The organism is Streptomyces sp. NPDC029466 (genome assembly GCF_055574515.1).
In genome coordinates, this window is record NZ_JBVHZH010000033.1 from 39,599 (window position 1) to 55,904 (window position 16,306).

The 16,306-nt window shown below is 72.1% G+C and carries 17 protein-coding genes; 8 read left to right on the plus strand and 9 right to left on the minus strand.

Annotated features, from left to right (window positions below; translation table 11 throughout):
• Positions 1-238: 238 nt before the first annotated feature.
• Positions 239-1,480, plus strand: coding sequence for an ABC transporter ATP-binding protein (locus ACZ4XD_RS24065; protein WP_468045201.1), 1,242 nt, complete (start codon positions 239-241; stop codon positions 1,478-1,480).
• A 518-nt stretch (positions 1,481-1,998) separates the two neighbouring features.
• The gene (locus ACZ4XD_RS24070; RefSeq protein WP_468045280.1) at positions 1,999-2,913 is read left to right on the plus strand and encodes an ABC transporter permease; all 915 of its coding nucleotides are present in this window, start codon (positions 1,999-2,001) and stop codon (positions 2,911-2,913) included.
• Positions 2,914-2,925: 12 nt separating this feature from the next.
• Here ACZ4XD_RS24070 and ACZ4XD_RS24075 read toward each other — a convergent pair whose 3' ends face one another.
• On the minus strand, positions 2,926-3,243 hold the full coding sequence (locus ACZ4XD_RS24075; protein WP_085922946.1) for an ATP/GTP-binding protein: 318 nt from the start codon (positions 3,241-3,243) through the stop codon (positions 2,926-2,928).
• Positions 3,244-3,429: 186 nt separating this feature from the next.
• Between ACZ4XD_RS24075 and ACZ4XD_RS24080 the strand changes: the two genes are divergently transcribed.
• Positions 3,430-4,473 (plus strand): LLM class flavin-dependent oxidoreductase, encoded by a 1,044-nt coding sequence (locus ACZ4XD_RS24080; protein ID WP_468045203.1) that lies wholly within the window; start codon positions 3,430-3,432, stop codon positions 4,471-4,473.
• A 99-nt stretch (positions 4,474-4,572) separates the two neighbouring features.
• Here ACZ4XD_RS24080 and ACZ4XD_RS24085 read toward each other — a convergent pair whose 3' ends face one another.
• Positions 4,573-4,965: an SCO5389 family protein gene (locus ACZ4XD_RS24085; protein ID WP_018087370.1), complete on the minus strand. Its 393-nt coding sequence runs from the start codon at positions 4,963-4,965 to the stop codon at positions 4,573-4,575.
• A gap of 249 nt (positions 4,966-5,214) precedes the next feature.
• Between ACZ4XD_RS24085 and nucS the strand changes: the two genes are divergently transcribed.
• Complete coding sequence (gene nucS, locus ACZ4XD_RS24090; RefSeq protein WP_042148800.1) at positions 5,215-5,877, plus strand: endonuclease NucS; 663 nt, start codon at positions 5,215-5,217, stop codon at positions 5,875-5,877.
• A gap of 95 nt (positions 5,878-5,972) precedes the next feature.
• On the opposite strand, the gene ACZ4XD_RS24095 is transcribed toward nucS, so the two are convergent.
• The 4 genes from ACZ4XD_RS24095 to ACZ4XD_RS24110 form a co-directional block, all read right to left on the minus strand.
• Positions 5,973-8,531, minus strand: a complete 2,559-nt coding sequence (locus tag ACZ4XD_RS24095) for an ATP-binding protein (protein ID WP_468045206.1) — start codon at positions 8,529-8,531, stop codon at positions 5,973-5,975.
• 380 nt (positions 8,532-8,911) lie between these two features.
• Positions 8,912-9,235 carry an STAS domain-containing protein gene (locus tag ACZ4XD_RS24100; protein ID WP_042148793.1) on the minus strand — a complete coding sequence of 108 codons (324 nt, stop codon included), beginning with the start codon at positions 9,233-9,235 and terminating at the stop codon, positions 8,912-8,914.
• 147 nt (positions 9,236-9,382) lie between these two features.
• Positions 9,383-10,231, minus strand: coding sequence for a 3-hydroxyacyl-CoA dehydrogenase family protein (locus ACZ4XD_RS24105; RefSeq protein ID WP_468045208.1), 849 nt, complete (start codon positions 10,229-10,231; stop codon positions 9,383-9,385).
• A gap of 155 nt (positions 10,232-10,386) precedes the next feature.
• A complete protein-coding gene (locus tag ACZ4XD_RS24110; RefSeq protein ID WP_468045210.1) occupies positions 10,387-11,028 on the minus strand; it encodes a TetR/AcrR family transcriptional regulator in 642 nt (213 codons plus the stop codon).
• Between the two features lie 80 nt (positions 11,029-11,108).
• Between ACZ4XD_RS24110 and ACZ4XD_RS24115 the strand changes: the two genes are divergently transcribed.
• From ACZ4XD_RS24115 to ACZ4XD_RS24125, 3 genes are read left to right on the plus strand one after another with little or no spacing between them, the layout of a single operon-like run.
• Positions 11,109-11,891 carry an ABC transporter ATP-binding protein gene (locus ACZ4XD_RS24115; RefSeq protein ID WP_468045212.1) on the plus strand — a complete coding sequence of 261 codons (783 nt, stop codon included), beginning with the start codon at positions 11,109-11,111 and terminating at the stop codon, positions 11,889-11,891.
• Positions 11,892-11,900: 9 nt separating this feature from the next.
• Complete coding sequence (locus tag ACZ4XD_RS24120) at positions 11,901-12,656, plus strand: ABC transporter permease (protein WP_468045214.1); 756 nt, start codon at positions 11,901-11,903, stop codon at positions 12,654-12,656.
• A gap of 10 nt (positions 12,657-12,666) precedes the next feature.
• Positions 12,667-13,239, plus strand: a complete 573-nt coding sequence (locus tag ACZ4XD_RS24125) for a cob(I)yrinic acid a,c-diamide adenosyltransferase (protein ID WP_042148781.1) — start codon at positions 12,667-12,669, stop codon at positions 13,237-13,239.
• A gap of 69 nt (positions 13,240-13,308) precedes the next feature.
• Here ACZ4XD_RS24125 and ACZ4XD_RS24130 read toward each other — a convergent pair whose 3' ends face one another.
• Positions 13,309-13,890, minus strand: coding sequence for a hypothetical protein (locus ACZ4XD_RS24130; protein ID WP_468045216.1), 582 nt, complete (start codon positions 13,888-13,890; stop codon positions 13,309-13,311).
• Between the two features lie 281 nt (positions 13,891-14,171).
• On the opposite strand from ACZ4XD_RS24130, the gene ACZ4XD_RS24135 reads away from it, so the two are divergent.
• Positions 14,172-14,861 carry a response regulator gene (locus ACZ4XD_RS24135; protein WP_042148776.1) on the plus strand — a complete coding sequence of 230 codons (690 nt, stop codon included), beginning with the start codon at positions 14,172-14,174 and terminating at the stop codon, positions 14,859-14,861.
• Between the two features lie 294 nt (positions 14,862-15,155).
• Here ACZ4XD_RS24135 and ACZ4XD_RS24140 read toward each other — a convergent pair whose 3' ends face one another.
• Positions 15,156-15,599 carry a DUF2550 domain-containing protein gene (locus ACZ4XD_RS24140; protein WP_042148772.1) on the minus strand — a complete coding sequence of 148 codons (444 nt, stop codon included), beginning with the start codon at positions 15,597-15,599 and terminating at the stop codon, positions 15,156-15,158.
• Positions 15,600-15,747: 148 nt separating this feature from the next.
• Positions 15,748-16,131, minus strand: a complete 384-nt coding sequence (locus ACZ4XD_RS24145; protein WP_018087383.1) for a F0F1 ATP synthase subunit epsilon — start codon at positions 16,129-16,131, stop codon at positions 15,748-15,750.
• Positions 16,132-16,306: the final 175 nt, after the last annotated feature.

Sequence of the window (16,306 nt, forward strand, 5' to 3'; positions counted from 1 at the left end):
TGGTTCTTTGGGTTCGTGGATGCCCCTTCGGGGAGGGGGGGTGGCCTTGTTCCTTTTCCCCCCCCCCCCCCCCCCCCCTCCGGCCCGTCCCCTCCCGTGGGTGGAAAGGGTTGAGGAGGTGGGTGACGGGGGCGTCGCCTGCGGCGATTGACGGGAACCGTCAATGGCCGGATAGCCTCCTAATCCTCACGGGGGTACGAGAGCGCCTCTGCCCCGACCATCTCGCGAGGGGCGGAGAATGATCGAGGCAGTCGGCCTGACGAAGCGCTACGGCGCCAAGACGGCCGTGTACAACCTGTCGTTCCAGGTGCGGCCGGGTACGGTGACCGGCTTCCTGGGGCCCAACGGCTCCGGCAAGTCCACGACGATGCGCATGATTCTGGGCCTGGACGCACCGACCTCGGGGCGAGCCACCATCGCCGGCCGTCCCTTCCGCAGCCTCCCCAACGCACCCCGCCAGGTGGGCGCCCTGCTCGATGCCAAGGCCGTGCACGGCGGGCGCACCGCGCGTCAGCATCTGCTGTCGCTCGCCCAGGTGTCCGGCATCCCGGCCCGCCGGGTCGACGAGGTGCTCGGTGTGGTCGGTCTCCAGGAGGTCGCCGGGCGGCGCTCCAAGGGCTTCTCGCTCGGTATGGGCCAGCGGCTGGGTATCGCCGCGGCACTGCTCGGCGACCCCCAGGTGCTGCTCTTCGACGAGCCGGTCAACGGGCTCGACCCCGAAGGCATCCTGTGGGTGCGCAATCTGATGAAGCAGCTGGCGAGCGAGGGCCGTACGGTCTTCGTCTCCTCGCATCTGATGAGCGAAATGGCGCTGACCGCCGAGCACTTGATCGTGATCGGCCGGGGGCAGCTGCTGGCGGATATGTCCGTGAAGGACTTCATCTCGGCCAACTCCGCCGATTTCGCCCGGGTCCGTACCCCGGACACCGAGCCGGAGCAGCGCGAGAAGCTGACCGCCGCGATCGGTGAGGCGGGCGGGCAGACCGTGCCCGAGCCGGACGGTGCGCTGCGGGTGACCGGGCTGCCGCTCCCCCGCATCAGCGAGCTCGCGCATCAGGCCGACGTCCGGCTGTGGGAGCTGTCGCCGCACCAGGCGTCCCTGGAAGAGGCGTATATGCAGATGACGCAGGGCGCCGTGGACTACCGCTCGACGGCGGACGCGCGGGCCGGCCTTCAGGAGGCCCCCGCCGGGTACGCCCCGCAGGGGTACGCGGGCGGCCCGGGGTTCCCGCCCGGTCAGCCGGTTCCCGGTCAGGTTCCGGCCGGTGTTCCCGGCCAGGGGCAGCCGAATCCGTACGCCCAGCAGGCGCCCGCTCCCGGGCCAGGTTATCCGCCGCCCGCTCAGGGCCACCCGTACGGGGGACCCGAGCAATACGGTGCGCCTCACCCGTACGGGCAACAGCCCGCCGCGCCGATGCCGCCCGCGGCTCCCGCCGCCCCCGCCGACCTGCCCACGCCCCACCACGAGGACGCCCGATGACCAGCCCTCAGCAGCCGCAGCCCCAGCCGCAGCCTGAGCGCGGACCCCACGACACCGGCGCACACGAGCAGCCGGTGCCGGCCGCGCCGCCGATGCCGCCCGCGGCACCGCCGGCCGCACCGCACCAGCCGCAGACGCCGCCCGCCCAGCAGCAGCCGGGTCAGCAGCCGCCCGCTCAGCAGCCGGCGCCGGAGCAGCAGCCCGCGCCCGCCAAAGAGGCCGGCACGATGATGCTTCAGGCCCAGCCCGCGCCCGAGCAGCCCGCGCCCGCCAAGGAAGCGGGCACGATGATGCTCCAGGCCCAGGGCCCGGCACCCGCTCAGGCCCAGGCGGCCCAGGCTCCGGCCCCGCCCCAGCCCCAGCACGGGCAGGCGCCCGCCCAGGGCCAGGCCCCCGCGCAGCCCGCCCCGGCCAAGGAGGCCGGGACGATGATGCTCCAGGCCCAGCAATACCCCGAGCCGCAGCCGCTCGCGGCGCACGGGCCGGGCAAGGGCGCGGGCAAGGACGCGGGCACGATGATGCTCCAGACGCCGGTCCAGGCACCCGCGCCCGTGCAGGCCCAGGCTCCCGCCCACGCGCCGGCCCAGGCCCAGCCCCAGGCCCCGCAGCCGCCGGCCCCGCCGCAGCCCCAGCAGGCCTACGCCGGCGCGGGCGGCTACGTCTCGCCCATCCCGGTGCGCCCCACCCACCTCGGCCATGCGCTGCTCTCCGAGTGGACGAAGATCCGCTCGGTGCGCTCGACGATCTGGACGCTGGGCGTGATGCTGCTGCTGTGCGTCGGCATCGGCCTGCTGGCCGCCCTCGCGGCGGGCTCGGACCGCGAGCTGGACCCGGTGCTCGGCCTCGGCTTCGTCGGTGTCCTGCTCGGCAGCCTGTGCGTGATCACCCTGGGGGTGCTGTCGATCTCGTCCGAGTACGGCACCGGCATGGTCCGTACGACGCTGACCGCCTGCCCCAGCCGGGTACGGATGCTGACCGCGAAGGCGATCGTCTTCTTCACCCTCGCGCTGGTGATCACGACGGTCGCGACCGGTCTGGTCGCGCTGCTCGACAGCGCGATGCTCAACGGCCCCGCGCCCACCGCCGACCAGTGGCTGCGCGCCACCGTCGGCGCCGGTCTCTACGTCGCGCTGCTCGGTCTGCTGGCGCTGTCCGTCGGCACGCTGCTGCGGCACTCGGCGGGTGCCATCAGCACGATGATGGGCGTGGTGCTGCTGCCGATGCTGCTGGCGCTGTTCCTCCAGGGCGAGAGCCTCAAGGACGTCCAGCAGGCGCTGATCGAGTACTCGGTGCCCAGCGCGCTCGCGACGCTGTACGACATCCCGTTCCTCAGCACCGGCCCGACCGGCTGGACTCCCGTGTGGATCCTCGCCGGTGTGACCGCGGTGGCGCTGGGCGGCGCCTACGCCGCCGTCCTTCAGCGCGACGTCTGACGCCGCCCGCCCTCAGTAGCGGGGCGCATTCCGGGACCGCTGGAGCCGCGCGCTCCGGCGGTCCCGTGCGTTCCAGCACGCCTTGTGCCAGTGCCGGCGGTCGTCGACATCGCCGTGCTGCGGCCAGGCGACGACATGCGGCACCCCGGGCGGGATCTCCTGGTCGCAGCCGGGGCAGCGGTAGTGCTTGGCCGCGCCGCCGCCCCCGACCAGCCGCACGACCCAGTCCTCGCCGCGCCATTCCTCGGTACGTTCCAGGCCGTAGCGGTCACCGCCCATGCGGTCGACGGGCTTCGCGCCGCCGTGCTGGCGGTTTCGACGCGGGGACACAGAGCACCTCGGAGAGTCACGGGGTCACGGGATGTCACCAGCGTACGCGGCGCGGTCACGGGCGAACTCCCCTCGGCAGGATTCTGCGATCATCAGGAAATTTGTCGTCAGGCCGTGCCCTTGGCACGTGTCACACGTTGTTGCCTGTAAGGGGGAGTCGCGTCGGCTGCGAGGAGGCAGAGAGCGATGCGCGTTGGGGCTTTCATCCTGGCCGCTCAATTCCCCGGTCAGGGACAGGGGGAAGCACTGCACCGCGCGGTGCGCTCCGCGGAGGTCGCGGAGGAGGCCGGACTCGACGATGTCTGGCTCGCGGAACACCACTTCGTCCCGTACGGCGTCTGCCCGAATGCGGTGACGCTCGCCGCGCTGCTGCTGGGGCGGACCCGCCGGATCGGCGTCGGGACGGCGGTGAGCGTGCTGCCGACCCAGCATCCGGTGGCCCTCGGTGAGCAGGCGGCGCTGCTGCATCTCACCTCCGACGGCCGGTTCACGCTCGGTGTCGGCCGGGGCGGGCCGTGGGTCGATCTGGAGGTGTTCGGCTCCGGCCTCGCCGCGTACGACCACGGCTTCCCGGAGTCACTCGATCTGCTGATGCGCTGGCTGCGGGAGCCCCGGGTCGGCGCGCAGGGCGAGCGCTATGCGTTCCGGGAAGTAGCCGTGGTGCCCCGGCCGGCCGAGGCACTGACCGATCCGGACGAGCCCGGCCCCCCGGGCCCGCCGGTGGTGGTGGCCTGCACCTCCGCCTCATCGGTCCGTACGGCCGCGGAGCGCGGGCTGCCGATGCTGCTGGGCATGCACTGCGGCGACGAGGAGAAGGCGGAGATGGTCGCGCTGTGGCGGTCGGCCGCTCTGGAGGCCGGCCGGGACGGGGACGAGGTCGCCGCGGCCGCGCATGTCTCGGCGGGCGTGGTGCAGGTCGCCGACGCCCGTAAGGCCGCGGCGGAGACCCTCACGAAGGCGATGCCCGGCTGGCTCCAGCAGGGCTTGGGCGCGCATGTGACGGTCGACGGCCGCTATCGCGCGATGCGTGATCCGCTGGCCTATACGGAGCTGCTGTGCGGGCTGCATCCCGTCGGACCGCCGCAGCTGTGTGCCGACCGGCTGGCGGCGACCTCGGAGCGTACGGGCATCACTCGGTTCGCGCTGCTCGTCGAGGGCTCCGGCGACCTCGCGGCGACGGAGGAGAACGTGCGCCGGCTGGGCGCGGAGGTCCTGCCCCAGCTGGGGTGACCGGCTCGGGCGCGGAGGCCGGTGTGCTGTGGGTGGTGCTGCCGCTGGCGCACGGCACGGTGCGTGTCACAACCGTGTGCGCAGCGGCAGCAACTCCGTTCAGCAGTCGCGGAGTTCGGGCGACTGGTTCAGCAGCTGGCCGCGGATGGACGTGAAGCGGGCCAGACGGTCGTCCACCGCCGGGTCGAGCGGGAAGACCGCGACCCGGTGGCAGTTCTGGAAGGCGAGCCGCACACCGAAGTGCCGCTCCAGCGAACCACGGATGGCGTCACTCGCCAGTGCGCGCAGCAGCTGGCCGCGCGCCTGCTCGTCCGGCGGCGGCGTCTGATTGTCGGCGAACTCTCCGCCGTCCACCTTCAGCTGGGCCACCAGAGAGCTGATCATCCCCCATGCGAAGGGCAGGGAGGTCCGGACGCAGTCGACAAATGCGGCTTCGTCGACCTCGCCTCGCTCGGCCTGTTCGAGGAGGGCCGGTGAGACGTCGAGCGACATGAGGTTCTCCTCTCGCGGCCCCGCCGGGACGGACGGGGCCTAGGGACGGGACAAGGGGCTTTGCGACGGAGCGTGTTCGCCTCACAACCCCCCGCTTCAACGGTATGCCGCGCAAGAGGCCCGCACCAGGAGATTGCACATACAACCGGCCATTGGCGAACGCCGGGGGTGCGGGGATTTCCCCCGTAAAGACACCGTGATCCAGGGCGAATCGCGTAGGTGGCCCCTGGTCGAGTAGCGTGACGCCCCATGCGTCTCGTCATTGCCCGCTGCTCCGTGGACTACGCGGGCCGGCTCACCGCCCATCTTCCTTCCGCCCCTCGCCTCATCCTGGTGAAGGCGGACGGCTCCGTCTCCATTCACGCGGACGACCGGGCCTACAAACCCCTCAACTGGATGTCGCCGCCCTGCACTCTCAAGGAGGGCGACGGTGAGGTGTGGACGGTGGAGAACAAGGGCGGCGAGAAGCTCATCATCACCCTTGAGGAGGTCATGCACGACTCCTCGCACGAGCTCGGTGTCGACCCGGGTCTCATCAAGGACGGTGTGGAGGCCCACCTCCAGGAGCTCCTCGCGGACCGGATCGAAACCCTTGGTGAGGGATACTCCCTGATTCGGCGTGAATACCCCACTGCCATTGGCCCGGTGGATATCTTGTGCCGGGACGCCGACAACCAGACCGTCGCCGTCGAGATCAAGCGACGGGGTGAGATCGACGGTGTCGAGCAGCTCACCCGCTACCTCGAACTCCTCAACCGCGACCCGCACTTGGCGCCGGTGAAGGGCATCTTCGCAGCTCAGGAGATCAAGCCACAGGCGCGGGTGCTGGCCACCGACCGCGGTATCGGCTGCGTGGTGCTGGACTACGACGCCCTGCGCGGCATCGAGGACGACAAGCTCCGCCTGTTCTGACCCCGCCGCCTCCATGAGAGCGGCACACAGCGCAACGGCCCGGCAGCTGACCGGGCCGTTGCGCTGTTGTGTGCCGCGTCGCTTCCTGCGGGCCGTCAGGCCGCCGGGGCACTCGCCGTGCCGGAGGAGGTGGTGGTGCCGTCCGACGGGGTGCCGCCGGTCGTACCGCTCGCCGAGGGGCCGGACGCGGACTGCGAGGGGCTCTCGGAGGTCGGCTTCTCCGTCGGCTCGGTGGGCGTCGTACCCGACGGCGAGGGCTCGGTCGGCTCGTCCGACGGCGACGGGTCGGTCGGCTCGTCCGTCGGCGGGTGCGTGGGGCGGGTCGGCCGGCCGGTGGGTGTGGTGGGCTGCTCGGTCGGCCGCGTCGGGTCGGCCGTCGGGTCCGGCGATCCGGTGGCGGGATCGCTGGGTGAGCCGCTGGCGGAGGGGCTGCCGGCCGAGGGCGAGGGGCGGTCCGACTGGCCGGCGGTGCCGGGCCGGGACGTGCCGGGGCCGGTGGGCGGCTGACCGGTGTCCGTGGCGGGCTGCTCGGCCGGCAGGTCGGTGCTCTCGCCGTCGTCCGTGGTCTGTTCCGTGTTGACCTCGTCGTGGTGCGGGTCGTCGCCGCCCGTCGCCCCGATGGTGACGACGGTGCCCAGGACGGCCGCCAGCAGGGCACCGGCGCCCGCGGCGACCACATTGCGCCGCGTCCCGCCGAACACCCGCCGGACGCCCTTTCCGGCGCCCTCGCCGCTGCTGGTCACGGCCGGGACGCCGGTGGTGGTCCCGGTGGTCGTGGCGGAACTCCGGGCCACGAGCGTCGCCGCGGCCCGTTCGGCACGCGGCTTGTTCAGCTTCGCGGTCGAGGCCGTGTCGAACGGTGTGGCGGGGGCCTTCGAGGTGCCGGGCCGCGGTGCCGGGGCCCCGGCGGCCGTCGGCAGGGCCGTGGTGGCCGCCGCCGCGGAGTCGGCCCGCGTACGGTCGGTGACCAGCGCCAGGGCGCGCCGGCCGGCCACCGCGCCATTGCGGTCGGAGAGCACCCCACGCAGCCCGATGGACGCCTCCAGCTCGGCGCGCGCCCGGTCGAGGCTGCCGGTGCACAGGGCCAGCACGCCCAGCTCGTGGTGGAAGTACGCCTCCTCGGCGACCTCACCGGCGAGCCGCGCGGCCTCCTGGCCGTGCCGCAGGGTGCGCTCCCAGGCGCTCCAGTGCAGCGCCGCGGCGAACGCCGGGGCGGCCGTACGGGCCAGCAGCACGGCCGCGCTGGCGTGCCCGCTCTCCCGGCTGCCGGTCAGGACGCCCATCGCGGCCAGCGCCACATCGGACTCGGCGGCGGCCCGCTCGGGGCTCACCGAGGGGTGCCCGGCCCACCAGGCGTAGTGCTGGGCGACGGTGTGCGCCCGGGCGGCGGCGCCGTCCGCGTAGCCGGCCGCCGTCAGCTGGTCCTGGACGGTGGCGGCGAGCCGGTAGTGGCCGGCGGCCGGGGTGATCAGACCGCAGGCCAGCAGCTCGCCGAGGGCGGCGTCGGCGTGGGTGTCCTGGGTGAGGGCCGGCAGATGCGCCTGGTGCGGCAGCTCGCCGCCGAGCGCGACGGCGAGGCGCAGGGTCTCCCGGGCGGCCTCGGTCAGCCGCGAGGCGAGCAGCGGGGCGGGTGCGGCGGCCTCGCCGAGCGACGGCAGGGCCACCTCCGGGCTCTCCGCGGGCTCGGTGGCCGGCTCGTCGGCGCCGTCCTCGGGGAAGAGTCCGTAGCCGTCGTCGAGGGCGCCCGGTCCGGCCTGCGCCCGGTCGTACTGCCGCAGCAGGGCCGCGGCCTGGACGAACCGCAGCGGCAGGCCCTCGGACTCGAACCAGAGGTCGGCGGCCCAGGCTTCCTCGTCGTCGGTGAGCGGCCGGTCCACGGCGCGTTCCAGCAGCCGGCCGCAGCCGCCGCGGCCGATGCCGCCGAGGAAGACCTCTTCGAGGTGCGAGCCGGCGCTGGGGGCCGCGACGTCGGGAGTGGCGGCGATCAGGAAGGCGCACTCGGGGGTGGCGTCGAGCAGCTCGTCGAGCGCGGCGCCGCCGAATTCCAGGTCGTCCAGGACGACGATCGCGCCGATCTGGGCGACCATGCGCAGCATCTCGGGCCGGTCGGGGCGGTGCTGCGGGGCCCGGTAGACGGCGGCGAACAGCGCGTACAGCAGGTCGGTGGAGGTGCGGTGGTAGCCGGAGAGCCGGATGACGCCGTCGGGGGCGAGGTCGGTGCAGGCGGCGGCGACGGCGTCCAGCAGCCGGGTGCGGCCGGAGCCCGAGGGGCCGGTGACGCGGACGGAGCGGCCGCGGGAGAGCAGCCGGACCAGGCGTTCGGTGTCCTCGGTGCGCTCTTCGAGCGCGGTCTCGGGGCCGGCGATTCCGGGCGGGCCCGGCGGCAGCGGGGGCGCGGCGGCGAGGGCGGCCGCGGCGCGTTCCTCCGGGTCGAGCCGGCCGGGGGCCGCGGGGCGCTCACCGGGCGGGCAGGGCTCTATCTCGCTGCCGTCGACGGGGTTGACGGTGACGAGGTAGGGGCCCGAGACGAGCCGGACGACGCGGGCGCGTTCGGCGGAGCCGCTCTGCGCGCCGCCGAACGCGGGGGCCGGTGGCACGGCAGGGCTGCCCTGCTCGCCGTACTCCTCAGGTCCCCGGTGAGTGTTCGGGTCCATGCTGCAAGCTCCCAGATGCTTCGTTCCGCTCCGCCTCCGCCTCCGCCCAGCGTCCTCGGTCCAGGAGGCGGAGCGGCGTGCCGACCGCGCTTCCGGCTGTCCGCACTCCCCCGGCGCCGGCAGCTCGTCCTCAGGCGTCGCGGCCGGTCCGGTGCCCGCCGCGGATGATGACATACGGGCGGGAACCGAACCTTAGACCTGGACGGCGGCCCGGTGCACCGCCGGGGGCGGGTCCTGACCGGAACTTCCGTGATTGCGCGGTATCGCGCTCTTTACGACATTTCCGTCGCACAGTTCCGCATCCTTCGGACTCTTTGCCTTACGAGCCCGATCGCTCCCCGGGCGCCGGTGCGGCCGCCGGGCGGCGCACCGCCCTTGCCTCACACCCGGGGAACCGATTCCGCTTCGATGCCGCCCTCGATCGCGAGGATGCGGTGCAGCCTGGTGGCGACCAGCAGGCGCTGCATCTGGGGCGGCACACCGCGCAGCACCAGCCTGCGGTTGACCCGGCCGGCGCGACGGTGCGCGCCCATGATCACGCCGAGGCCGGTGGCGTCCCAGGAATCCAGCTCGGTCAGGTCCAGCACGAGATCGCCCCGACCGGAGTCGACGGCGGCGTGCAGGGCCGTACGGGCGTCCGCCGCGCTGCGGACGTCAAGGCGGCCCCCGACGACCAGCTCGGCGTGGTCGCCCCTGATGTGCATATGCGCTCCCCGATGTCATGGGTGATGAAGCCTGGACGTCTACAGATCTGACTGCCTCTCGTGCGGCGAAGTTGCCGCCTGTAAGCGAACCGATACCGAATTCACCCCACGGGGTGACGCCATCAGGCCGATGGGCCTGACGCGGCATCAGTGCTCGTAGAAGCCCTGCCCACTCTTGCGACCGATATCGCCCGCATCGACCATCCGACGCATGATCTCCGGCGGGGCGAACTTCTCGTCCTGGGACTCGGTGTAGATGTTGTCGGTGGCGTGCAGCAGGATGTCGATGCCCGTCAGGTCGGCGGTGGCCAGCGGTCCCATCGCATGGCCGAAGCCCAACTTGCAGGCGGTGTCGATGTCCTCGGCGCTGGCCACGCCGGATTCGTAGAGCTTGGCCGCCTCGACGACCAGCGCCGAGATCAGGCGGGTGGTGACGAAGCCGGCCACATCGCGGTTGACGACGACACAGGTCTTGCCGACCGACTCAGCGAACTGCCGGATGGTGGCGAGGGTTTCGTCGCTGGTCTTGTAGCCGCGGACCAGCTCGCACAGCTGCATCATCGGCACCGGCGAGAAGAAGTGCGCACCGACGACCCGCTCGGGGCGGGTGGTGGCCGCGGCGATCTTGGTGATCGGGATGGCGGAGGTGTTGGAGGCCAGCACCGCCTCGTCCTTGACCAGCTTGTCCAGCGCCTGGAAGATCTCCCGCTTGATCTCGATCCGCTCGAAGACGGCCTCGACGACGATGTCCGCGTCGGCGACGGCCTCCAGGTCGGTCGAGGTGGTGATGCGGGCCAGCGCCTGCTCGGCGTCGGACGCCGCCAGCTTGCCCTTGGCGACGAACTTCTCGTACGAGGCCTCGATGCCACCCTTGCCCCGGGCCAGCGCCTCGTCCGTCACATCGCGAAGCACCACGTCCCAGCCCGCCTGGGCGGAGACCTGCGCGATACCGGATCCCATGAGTCCGGCGCCGATGACGGCGAGCTTCTTTGCCACTGCTGTCCCCTCACACCCTGTGCATTTGACGGTCCTGGGTGACGTTAGCGGTCGTGAGCGATCCTTTGGAGGGTAAGAGATGCGCGTCACGTCTCAGATGACGGACATCACACCGCGGGACGCGTCCACGGGGAACGAACCGGGACAGTCCGCCGTCAGCCGGCCGCCCGTACGGCGTAGTTGAGGACCTTTTCGCCCAGGAGTTCTTCCATCTCATCGAGCAGGACCAAGGCCTCGCGGGAGACCTCGGCGGGCTTGCGGCCGGCCAGCATCTCCTGCGCGATCCACCCCATCAGACTCTGGTGCACCCAGCCGATCTGGCCCGCCATCAGGCCCGGCAGCGGATCGCCGGCCGGGGCTCCGGTCTCCTCCCGGAGGGTTTCCTCCAGGTTGGTGTGGATCTCCTGTTGGAGGTACCCGAGCCGCGCCTTGAGGGTGGGCGCCTCGTGCACCACCCGCATGAACTGGTCGTACCCCTCGATCAACCCGACCCGCGGGGAGACCGCCTCGACCTCTTCACGCAGTTCGCGCAGCACGGCGGCGGCCGCGGACTCCCCCGCCGCCCGGCCCCGCACGAAGCGGCAGAGCCGGTCCACGATGCCCGTGCTCCGGTCGAGGAAGAGGTCCTCCTTGGCCGGGAAGTAGTTGTAGACGGTGTTGACGGAGACATCGGCGGCCTCGGCGATCTCCGCGATGGTCACCGCGTCGAAGCCGCGCGCCAGGAAGAGGCCGGTGGCCACGTCCGAGATGTACTGGCGGGTCTGCCGCTTCTTCCGCTCCCTGAGCCCCTCTGCCATGCCCTCACCCTACCCCTCGCTGGGCAGGGTGCATTTTTGGGGACGTTGCAATTTTTCAGTCCCTCTGTTTTTCTGGGGGCATGCCAGTCCTCAGCGCGTCCGGACTCGCCCGGACCTTCACCACCAAACGCGGCGCCGTCGAGGCCGTACGCGGTATCGATTTCACCGCCGAGCGCGGCGAGATCCTCGGCTTCCTCGGCCCCAACGGCGCCGGCAAGACCACCACCCTGCGGATGCTCACGACCCTGCTCGCCCCCACCGGCGGCACCGCGACCGTCGCCGGCTGCGACCTCGTCCGCGACCCGGCGGGCGTCCGGCGCGCCGCCGGCTACGTCGCCCAGTCCGGCGGCGTCGACCCCCACATCTCGGTACGGGAAGAGCTGGTCACCCAGGCCCGCCTCTACCGCCTCGGCAAGGCCGAAGCCCTGGCCCGTGCCGAGGAGTTGGCCGCCGACCTGGGCCTGGAGGAGCTGCTCGACCGCAGGACCGCCACCCTCTCCGGCGGTCAGCGGCGCCGGCTGGACATCGCGATGGGCCTCACCCACCGCCCCCAGGTGCTCTTCCTCGACGAGCCCACCACCGGACTCGATCCGGGGAGCCGCGCCGATCTGTGGGAGCTGGTCCGCCGGATCCGCGCCGAGCACGGCACCACCGTCTTCCTGACCACGCACTACCTCGACGAGGCCGATGCGCTGGCCGACCGGCTGGTGATCGTCGACAAGGGCGTGGTGGTCGCGGAGGGCACCCCGGAGGCCCTCAAGCGCACCCACGCCGGCTCCCCCGACGCCTCCCTCCAGGACACCTTCCTCGCCATCACCGGGCGCGGGGCCACGCCCCACGACCAGGCCCCCGTCGCCGTCTAGGAGCTCCCCTTGTCCACCCTGCTTTCCGACACCGCGCTGATCTTCGGGCGGTACGCCCGCCAGACGCTGCGCTCCAGACTCCAGATGCTCTTCGGCGTGCTGATGCCGCTGCTGTATCTGCTCTTCTTCGGGCCCCTGCTGACCGATCTGCCACTGTCCTCGTCCGGCAGCTCCTGGCAGGTGCTGGTGCCCGGACTCCTGCTCCAACTCGCCCTGTTCGGGGCCTCGTTCTGCGGTTTCGGCATCATCGTCGAGAAGCAGTACGGGGTCGTGGAGCGGATGCGGGTGACCCCGGTGAGCCGGCTGGCGCTGCTGCTGGGGCGGGTGCTGCGGGACGCCCTGCTGTTCGTCTTCCAGGCGGTGCTGCTGGTGCTGGCCGCGCTGGCCATGGGGCTGCGCGCGCCCCTGCCCGGCATCCTCATCGGCTTCGCCTTCGTCGCCGTGCTGACCGTGGCGCTGGCCTCGCTGTCGTACGCGCTGGCGCTGAAGGTGACCACCCCGCAGGAGTTCGGGCCGGTCATCAACTCCGTCACCATGCCCTCGATGCTGTTGTCCGGGCTGATGCTGCCGATGGCCCTGGGGCCCACGTGGCTCGATGTGCTCTCGCACTTCATGCCGTTCCGCTATCTCGTGGACGCGGTGCGCGCGGCCTTCGTCGGCGCCTACGCCTCCTCGGCCCTGCTCTACGGCGTGCTGGTGGCGGTCGCGTTCGCCGCGCTGTCCGTGACCTATGGCACCCGGGCCTTCCGCAGGTCCGCGGCGTAGGCTCGCCCATATGGTGAATCTGACGCGCATCTACACCCGCACCGGCGACAAGGGCACCACCGCCCTCGGCGACATGAGCCGTACCGCCAAGACCGATTCGCGGATCGCGGCGTACGCGGACGCCAATGAGGCCAATGCGGCGATCGGCGTGGCACTGGCGCTCGGCTCGCTCCCCGAGGACGTCGCCGCGGTGCTGCTGCGGGTGCAGAACGACCTGTTCGATGTCGGCGCGGACCTGTCGACGCCGGTGGTGGAGAATCCGGAATTCCCGCCGCTGCGCGTCGAGCAGAGCTATATCGACAAGCTGGAGGCCGACTGCGACCGCTTCCTGGCGGAGCTGGAGAAGCTGCGCAGCTTCATCCTCCCCGGCGGCACGGCCGGCGCCGCGCTGCTGCACCAGGCGTGCACGGTCGTCCGCCGCGCCGAGCGCGCCACCTGGGCGGCCTTCGAGGAGCACGGCGAGACGATGAACCCGCTCACCGCCACCTACCTCAACCGCCTCTCCGACCTCCTGTTCATCCTGGCCCGTACGGCCAACAAGGAGGTCGGGGACGTGCTGTGGGTACCGGGCGGGGAGCGCTGACCGGGCTCGTTCCCGATACGCCGAGGCTCCCGAGCCGCCGAAGCCCCCCGTCCGCCGGGGAGAGACCCCCTAGCTGAGCGTCTTCTGCGGCGGCCGGGCCGCTTCCCCGTCGGCCGTGGTCCGGCCCGGGTCCTTCTTCTGCCAGATGAAGTAGGTCAGCGCGATCACCCCGTGGACGGCGACGATCCGCAGGGTGGCGAGCTGCCACTCGTGCAGCGGCCGGGTGTCGCCGCCGTCGCCGACGTACCAGGTCGCGAGCTGGAGCAGCGCCGCGGCGACCGCGGCCATCACCACCGTGCGCAACCACAGCTTCCCCTCGTGCTTGGCGCGGGCGAGTCCATAGCGCTTGACCGGCCGCGGCCCGCCCGCGAAACGGTGCGCGACGTGTGCGTCGACCCACTTGATCGTGTAGTGGCCGTAGGCGACCGTGAAGCCGATATAGACAGCGGCCAGTCCGTGCTTCCAGTCCGCCGGCGCGCCGTTCTTCAGGTCGATCGCCGTGACGATCAGCAGGACCAGCTCCAGCAGCGGCTCCATGAGCAGCACCGCCGCTCCGGTGCGCGGCATCCGTGCCAGGTAGCGCAGCGCCAGACCCAGCGCCAGCAGTACCCAGAAGCCGACCTCGCAGGCCACGATCAGCACGACGATCACGGCGGTCTCCTTTCCGAACCCTCCACCGAACGCCTCAAGCCTCCCAACGGCCGCCGGCCGCCACCTCGTCGCACGCGATGATCCGGGCCTGCAACTTTCGATGTAGCGCGCTCCGTACGGGGATGACCCGGACATGGCGGCAGCGGACCCCGGCGCCGTGTTGGATGGTGGGTGACCGCCCCTCGGCAACCCGGCAGACAGCAGGCAAGGTCTCGCCGAAAGACGGCGTACGACCGGGCTCATGGGGCGGCGTGGCCCGACCTGGGGGAGGAAACACGACGATGACAGGCGCCGATACACCGCCGATCCGGGTTCTCGTCGCCGAGGACCAGTCCTCCGTACGGGCCGGACTGGTCCTCATCCTGCGTTCCGCCCCCGACATCGAGGTCGTCGGCGAGGCGGAGGACGGCGTCGAGGCGGTACGGCTCGCCCGCGAGCTGCGCCCCGCCCTCGTCCTCATGGACATCCAGATGCCCCGCCTCGACGGGGTCTCCGCCACCCGGCAGGTGGTCTCCGAGCGGCTGGCGGATGTGCTCGTGCTGACCACCTTCGACCTGGACGAATATGTCTTCGGGGCGCTGCGCGCTGGAGCCGCGGGCTTTCTGCTCAAGGACAGCGACGCGGCCGCGCTGCTGACCGCGGTGCGCACCGTGGCGGCCGGCGAGGGGCTGATCGCCCCGGCGGTGACCCGGCGGCTGATCGCGGAGTTCGCGCACCCGCGGACGGCGGGACGGCCGGCGCGCGAAGGCGCCGCGCCGGACCGGGCGGTCCTGGACGCGCTGACCCCGCGCGAGCTGGAGGTACTGGGCTGTCTGGGCCGGGGGCTGTCGAACGCCGATATCGCGCTACGGCTGGCGATGGCGGAGGCCACCGTGAAAACGCATGTCAGCCGGCTGCTGGCGAAGCTGGATCTGCGCAGCCGGGTACAAGCGGCCGTACTGGCACAGGAGTTGGGAGTGGACGGGCCGTAACGGGCGGGCAGAACCCAAGAGGGGCGGGCGGGCCACAACGGGCGGGCGGACTCCAACGGGCGCACGGGCCGTAAGGGCCGGTCGAACGCATCCCGTAGGGGGCACACGCCCCCCTTCGGGGCCTCAACGCGACGGGCGCGCGGATATTCCCGCGGCCCACCGGATCAAGCCACGTTCACCCTCCCCCAGACTCCGTCCGGGGGCACCCCCATCCAACGAGACCGCCCGATCAGGCCACATTGACTCTCCCCCAGACTCCGTCCGGGGGCACCCCCATCCAACGAGACCGCCCGATCAGGCCACATTGACTCGTTGCCCGGGCGGTGCCGCCTCCAGCCAGGCGAGGAAGCCGGTGAGCGCGTCCTCGCTCATCGCCAGTTCCAGGCGGGTGCCACGGTGCCGGCAGGCCAGCACGAGGGAGTCGGAGAGCAGCGCCAGCTCCTCCTCGCCCTGGGGGGTACGGCGCTCCAGGACCTCGATGGCGGAGCGCTCCAGGAGGTGGCGGGGCCGGGGCGCGTACGAGAACACCCGGAACCACTCGATCCGGTCTCCGTTGTAGCGCGCCACACCGTAGATCCAGCCCTTGCCGCCGGTCTCGTTCTCCGGGACGTTCCAGCGCAGGCTGCAGTCGAAGGTGCCACCGGAGCGCTGGATGAGCCGCCGCCGCAGTCCGAAGACGAACAGCCCCAGCAGCACCAGCACCACGACGATGCCGCTCACAAGCAGAGCGAGGAACATCTCGACCGACCTCCTCGCCTCGAAGGGTGTCCCCCCGCGCCGTGAGGGCGCGAGGGAGGGAAACGCACCTGCATTGCCTCAGCCGCGGGCCGCTCCGGAGGTCTCCGGGCAGCCCGCGGCTGAGGATCGATCTCTTCGGTGGCGGGGCTCAGTGAACGCCCGTCACCGCACGCAGCCGGACATCGGCGCGACGCTCGGCGGCCGCGTCAGCGTCCGACTTCGCTCGCTCCAGGGCCCGCTCCGCGCGCTGGACATCGATCTCGTCCGACAGTTCCGCGATCTCCGCGAGCAGAGACAGCTTGTTGTCGGCGAAGGAGATGAAGCCGCCGTGCACGGCGGCGACGACGGTGCCGTCCCCGCTCTCGCCGGTCGTACGAATCGTCACCGGGCCCGACTGCAGCACGCCGAGCAGCGGCTGGTGTCCGGGCATGACGCCGATGTCGCCCGACGAGGTGCGCGCGACGACCAGGCTGGCCTCGCCGGACCAGACCTGACGGTCCGCGGCGACCAACTCGACGTGCAGCTCAGCCACGATGGCTCCTCGGGTCTCCACCTGCCTGGCTCGGCAGATGTTGGGTCAAATACTAGTGGTCGTACGGGCCGGGGGGGGGGGGGGGGGGGGGGAGGGGGAGGGGGGGGGGGGGGGGGGGGGGGGGGGGGGTCGGGGGGGGGGGGGGGGGGGTGGGGGTGCCACCCAAAAAGAAAAA

What these genes read in the sequence shown, in the direction of transcription:
- ACZ4XD_RS24065 (WP_468045201.1), top strand. Translation starts at nt 239, where the DNA reads ATGATCGAGGCAGTCGGCCTGACGAAGCGCTACGGCGCCAAGACGGCC.
- ACZ4XD_RS24070 (WP_468045280.1), top strand. Translation starts at nt 1,999, where the DNA reads ATGCTCCAGACGCCGGTCCAGGCACCCGCGCCCGTGCAGGCCCAGGCT.
- ACZ4XD_RS24080 (WP_468045203.1), top strand. Translation starts at nt 3,430, where the DNA reads ATGCGCGTTGGGGCTTTCATCCTGGCCGCTCAATTCCCCGGTCAGGGA.
- ACZ4XD_RS24085 (WP_018087370.1), bottom strand. Translation starts at nt 4,965, where the DNA reads ATGTCGCTCGACGTCTCACCGGCCCTCCTCGAACAGGCCGAGCGAGGC.
- nucS (WP_042148800.1), top strand. Translation starts at nt 5,215, where the DNA reads ATGCGTCTCGTCATTGCCCGCTGCTCCGTGGACTACGCGGGCCGGCTC.
- ACZ4XD_RS24095 (WP_468045206.1), bottom strand. Translation starts at nt 8,531, where the DNA reads ATGGACCCGAACACTCACCGGGGACCTGAGGAGTACGGCGAGCAGGGC.
- ACZ4XD_RS24100 (WP_042148793.1), bottom strand. Translation starts at nt 9,235, where the DNA reads ATGCACATCAGGGGCGACCACGCCGAGCTGGTCGTCGGGGGCCGCCTT.
- ACZ4XD_RS24110 (WP_468045210.1), bottom strand. Translation starts at nt 11,028, where the DNA reads ATGGCAGAGGGGCTCAGGGAGCGGAAGAAGCGGCAGACCCGCCAGTAC.
- ACZ4XD_RS24115 (WP_468045212.1), top strand. Translation starts at nt 11,109, where the DNA reads ATGCCAGTCCTCAGCGCGTCCGGACTCGCCCGGACCTTCACCACCAAA.
- ACZ4XD_RS24125 (WP_042148781.1), top strand. Translation starts at nt 12,667, where the DNA reads ATGGTGAATCTGACGCGCATCTACACCCGCACCGGCGACAAGGGCACC.
- ACZ4XD_RS24135 (WP_042148776.1), top strand. Translation starts at nt 14,172, where the DNA reads ATGACAGGCGCCGATACACCGCCGATCCGGGTTCTCGTCGCCGAGGAC.
- ACZ4XD_RS24140 (WP_042148772.1), bottom strand. Translation starts at nt 15,599, where the DNA reads ATGTTCCTCGCTCTGCTTGTGAGCGGCATCGTCGTGGTGCTGGTGCTG.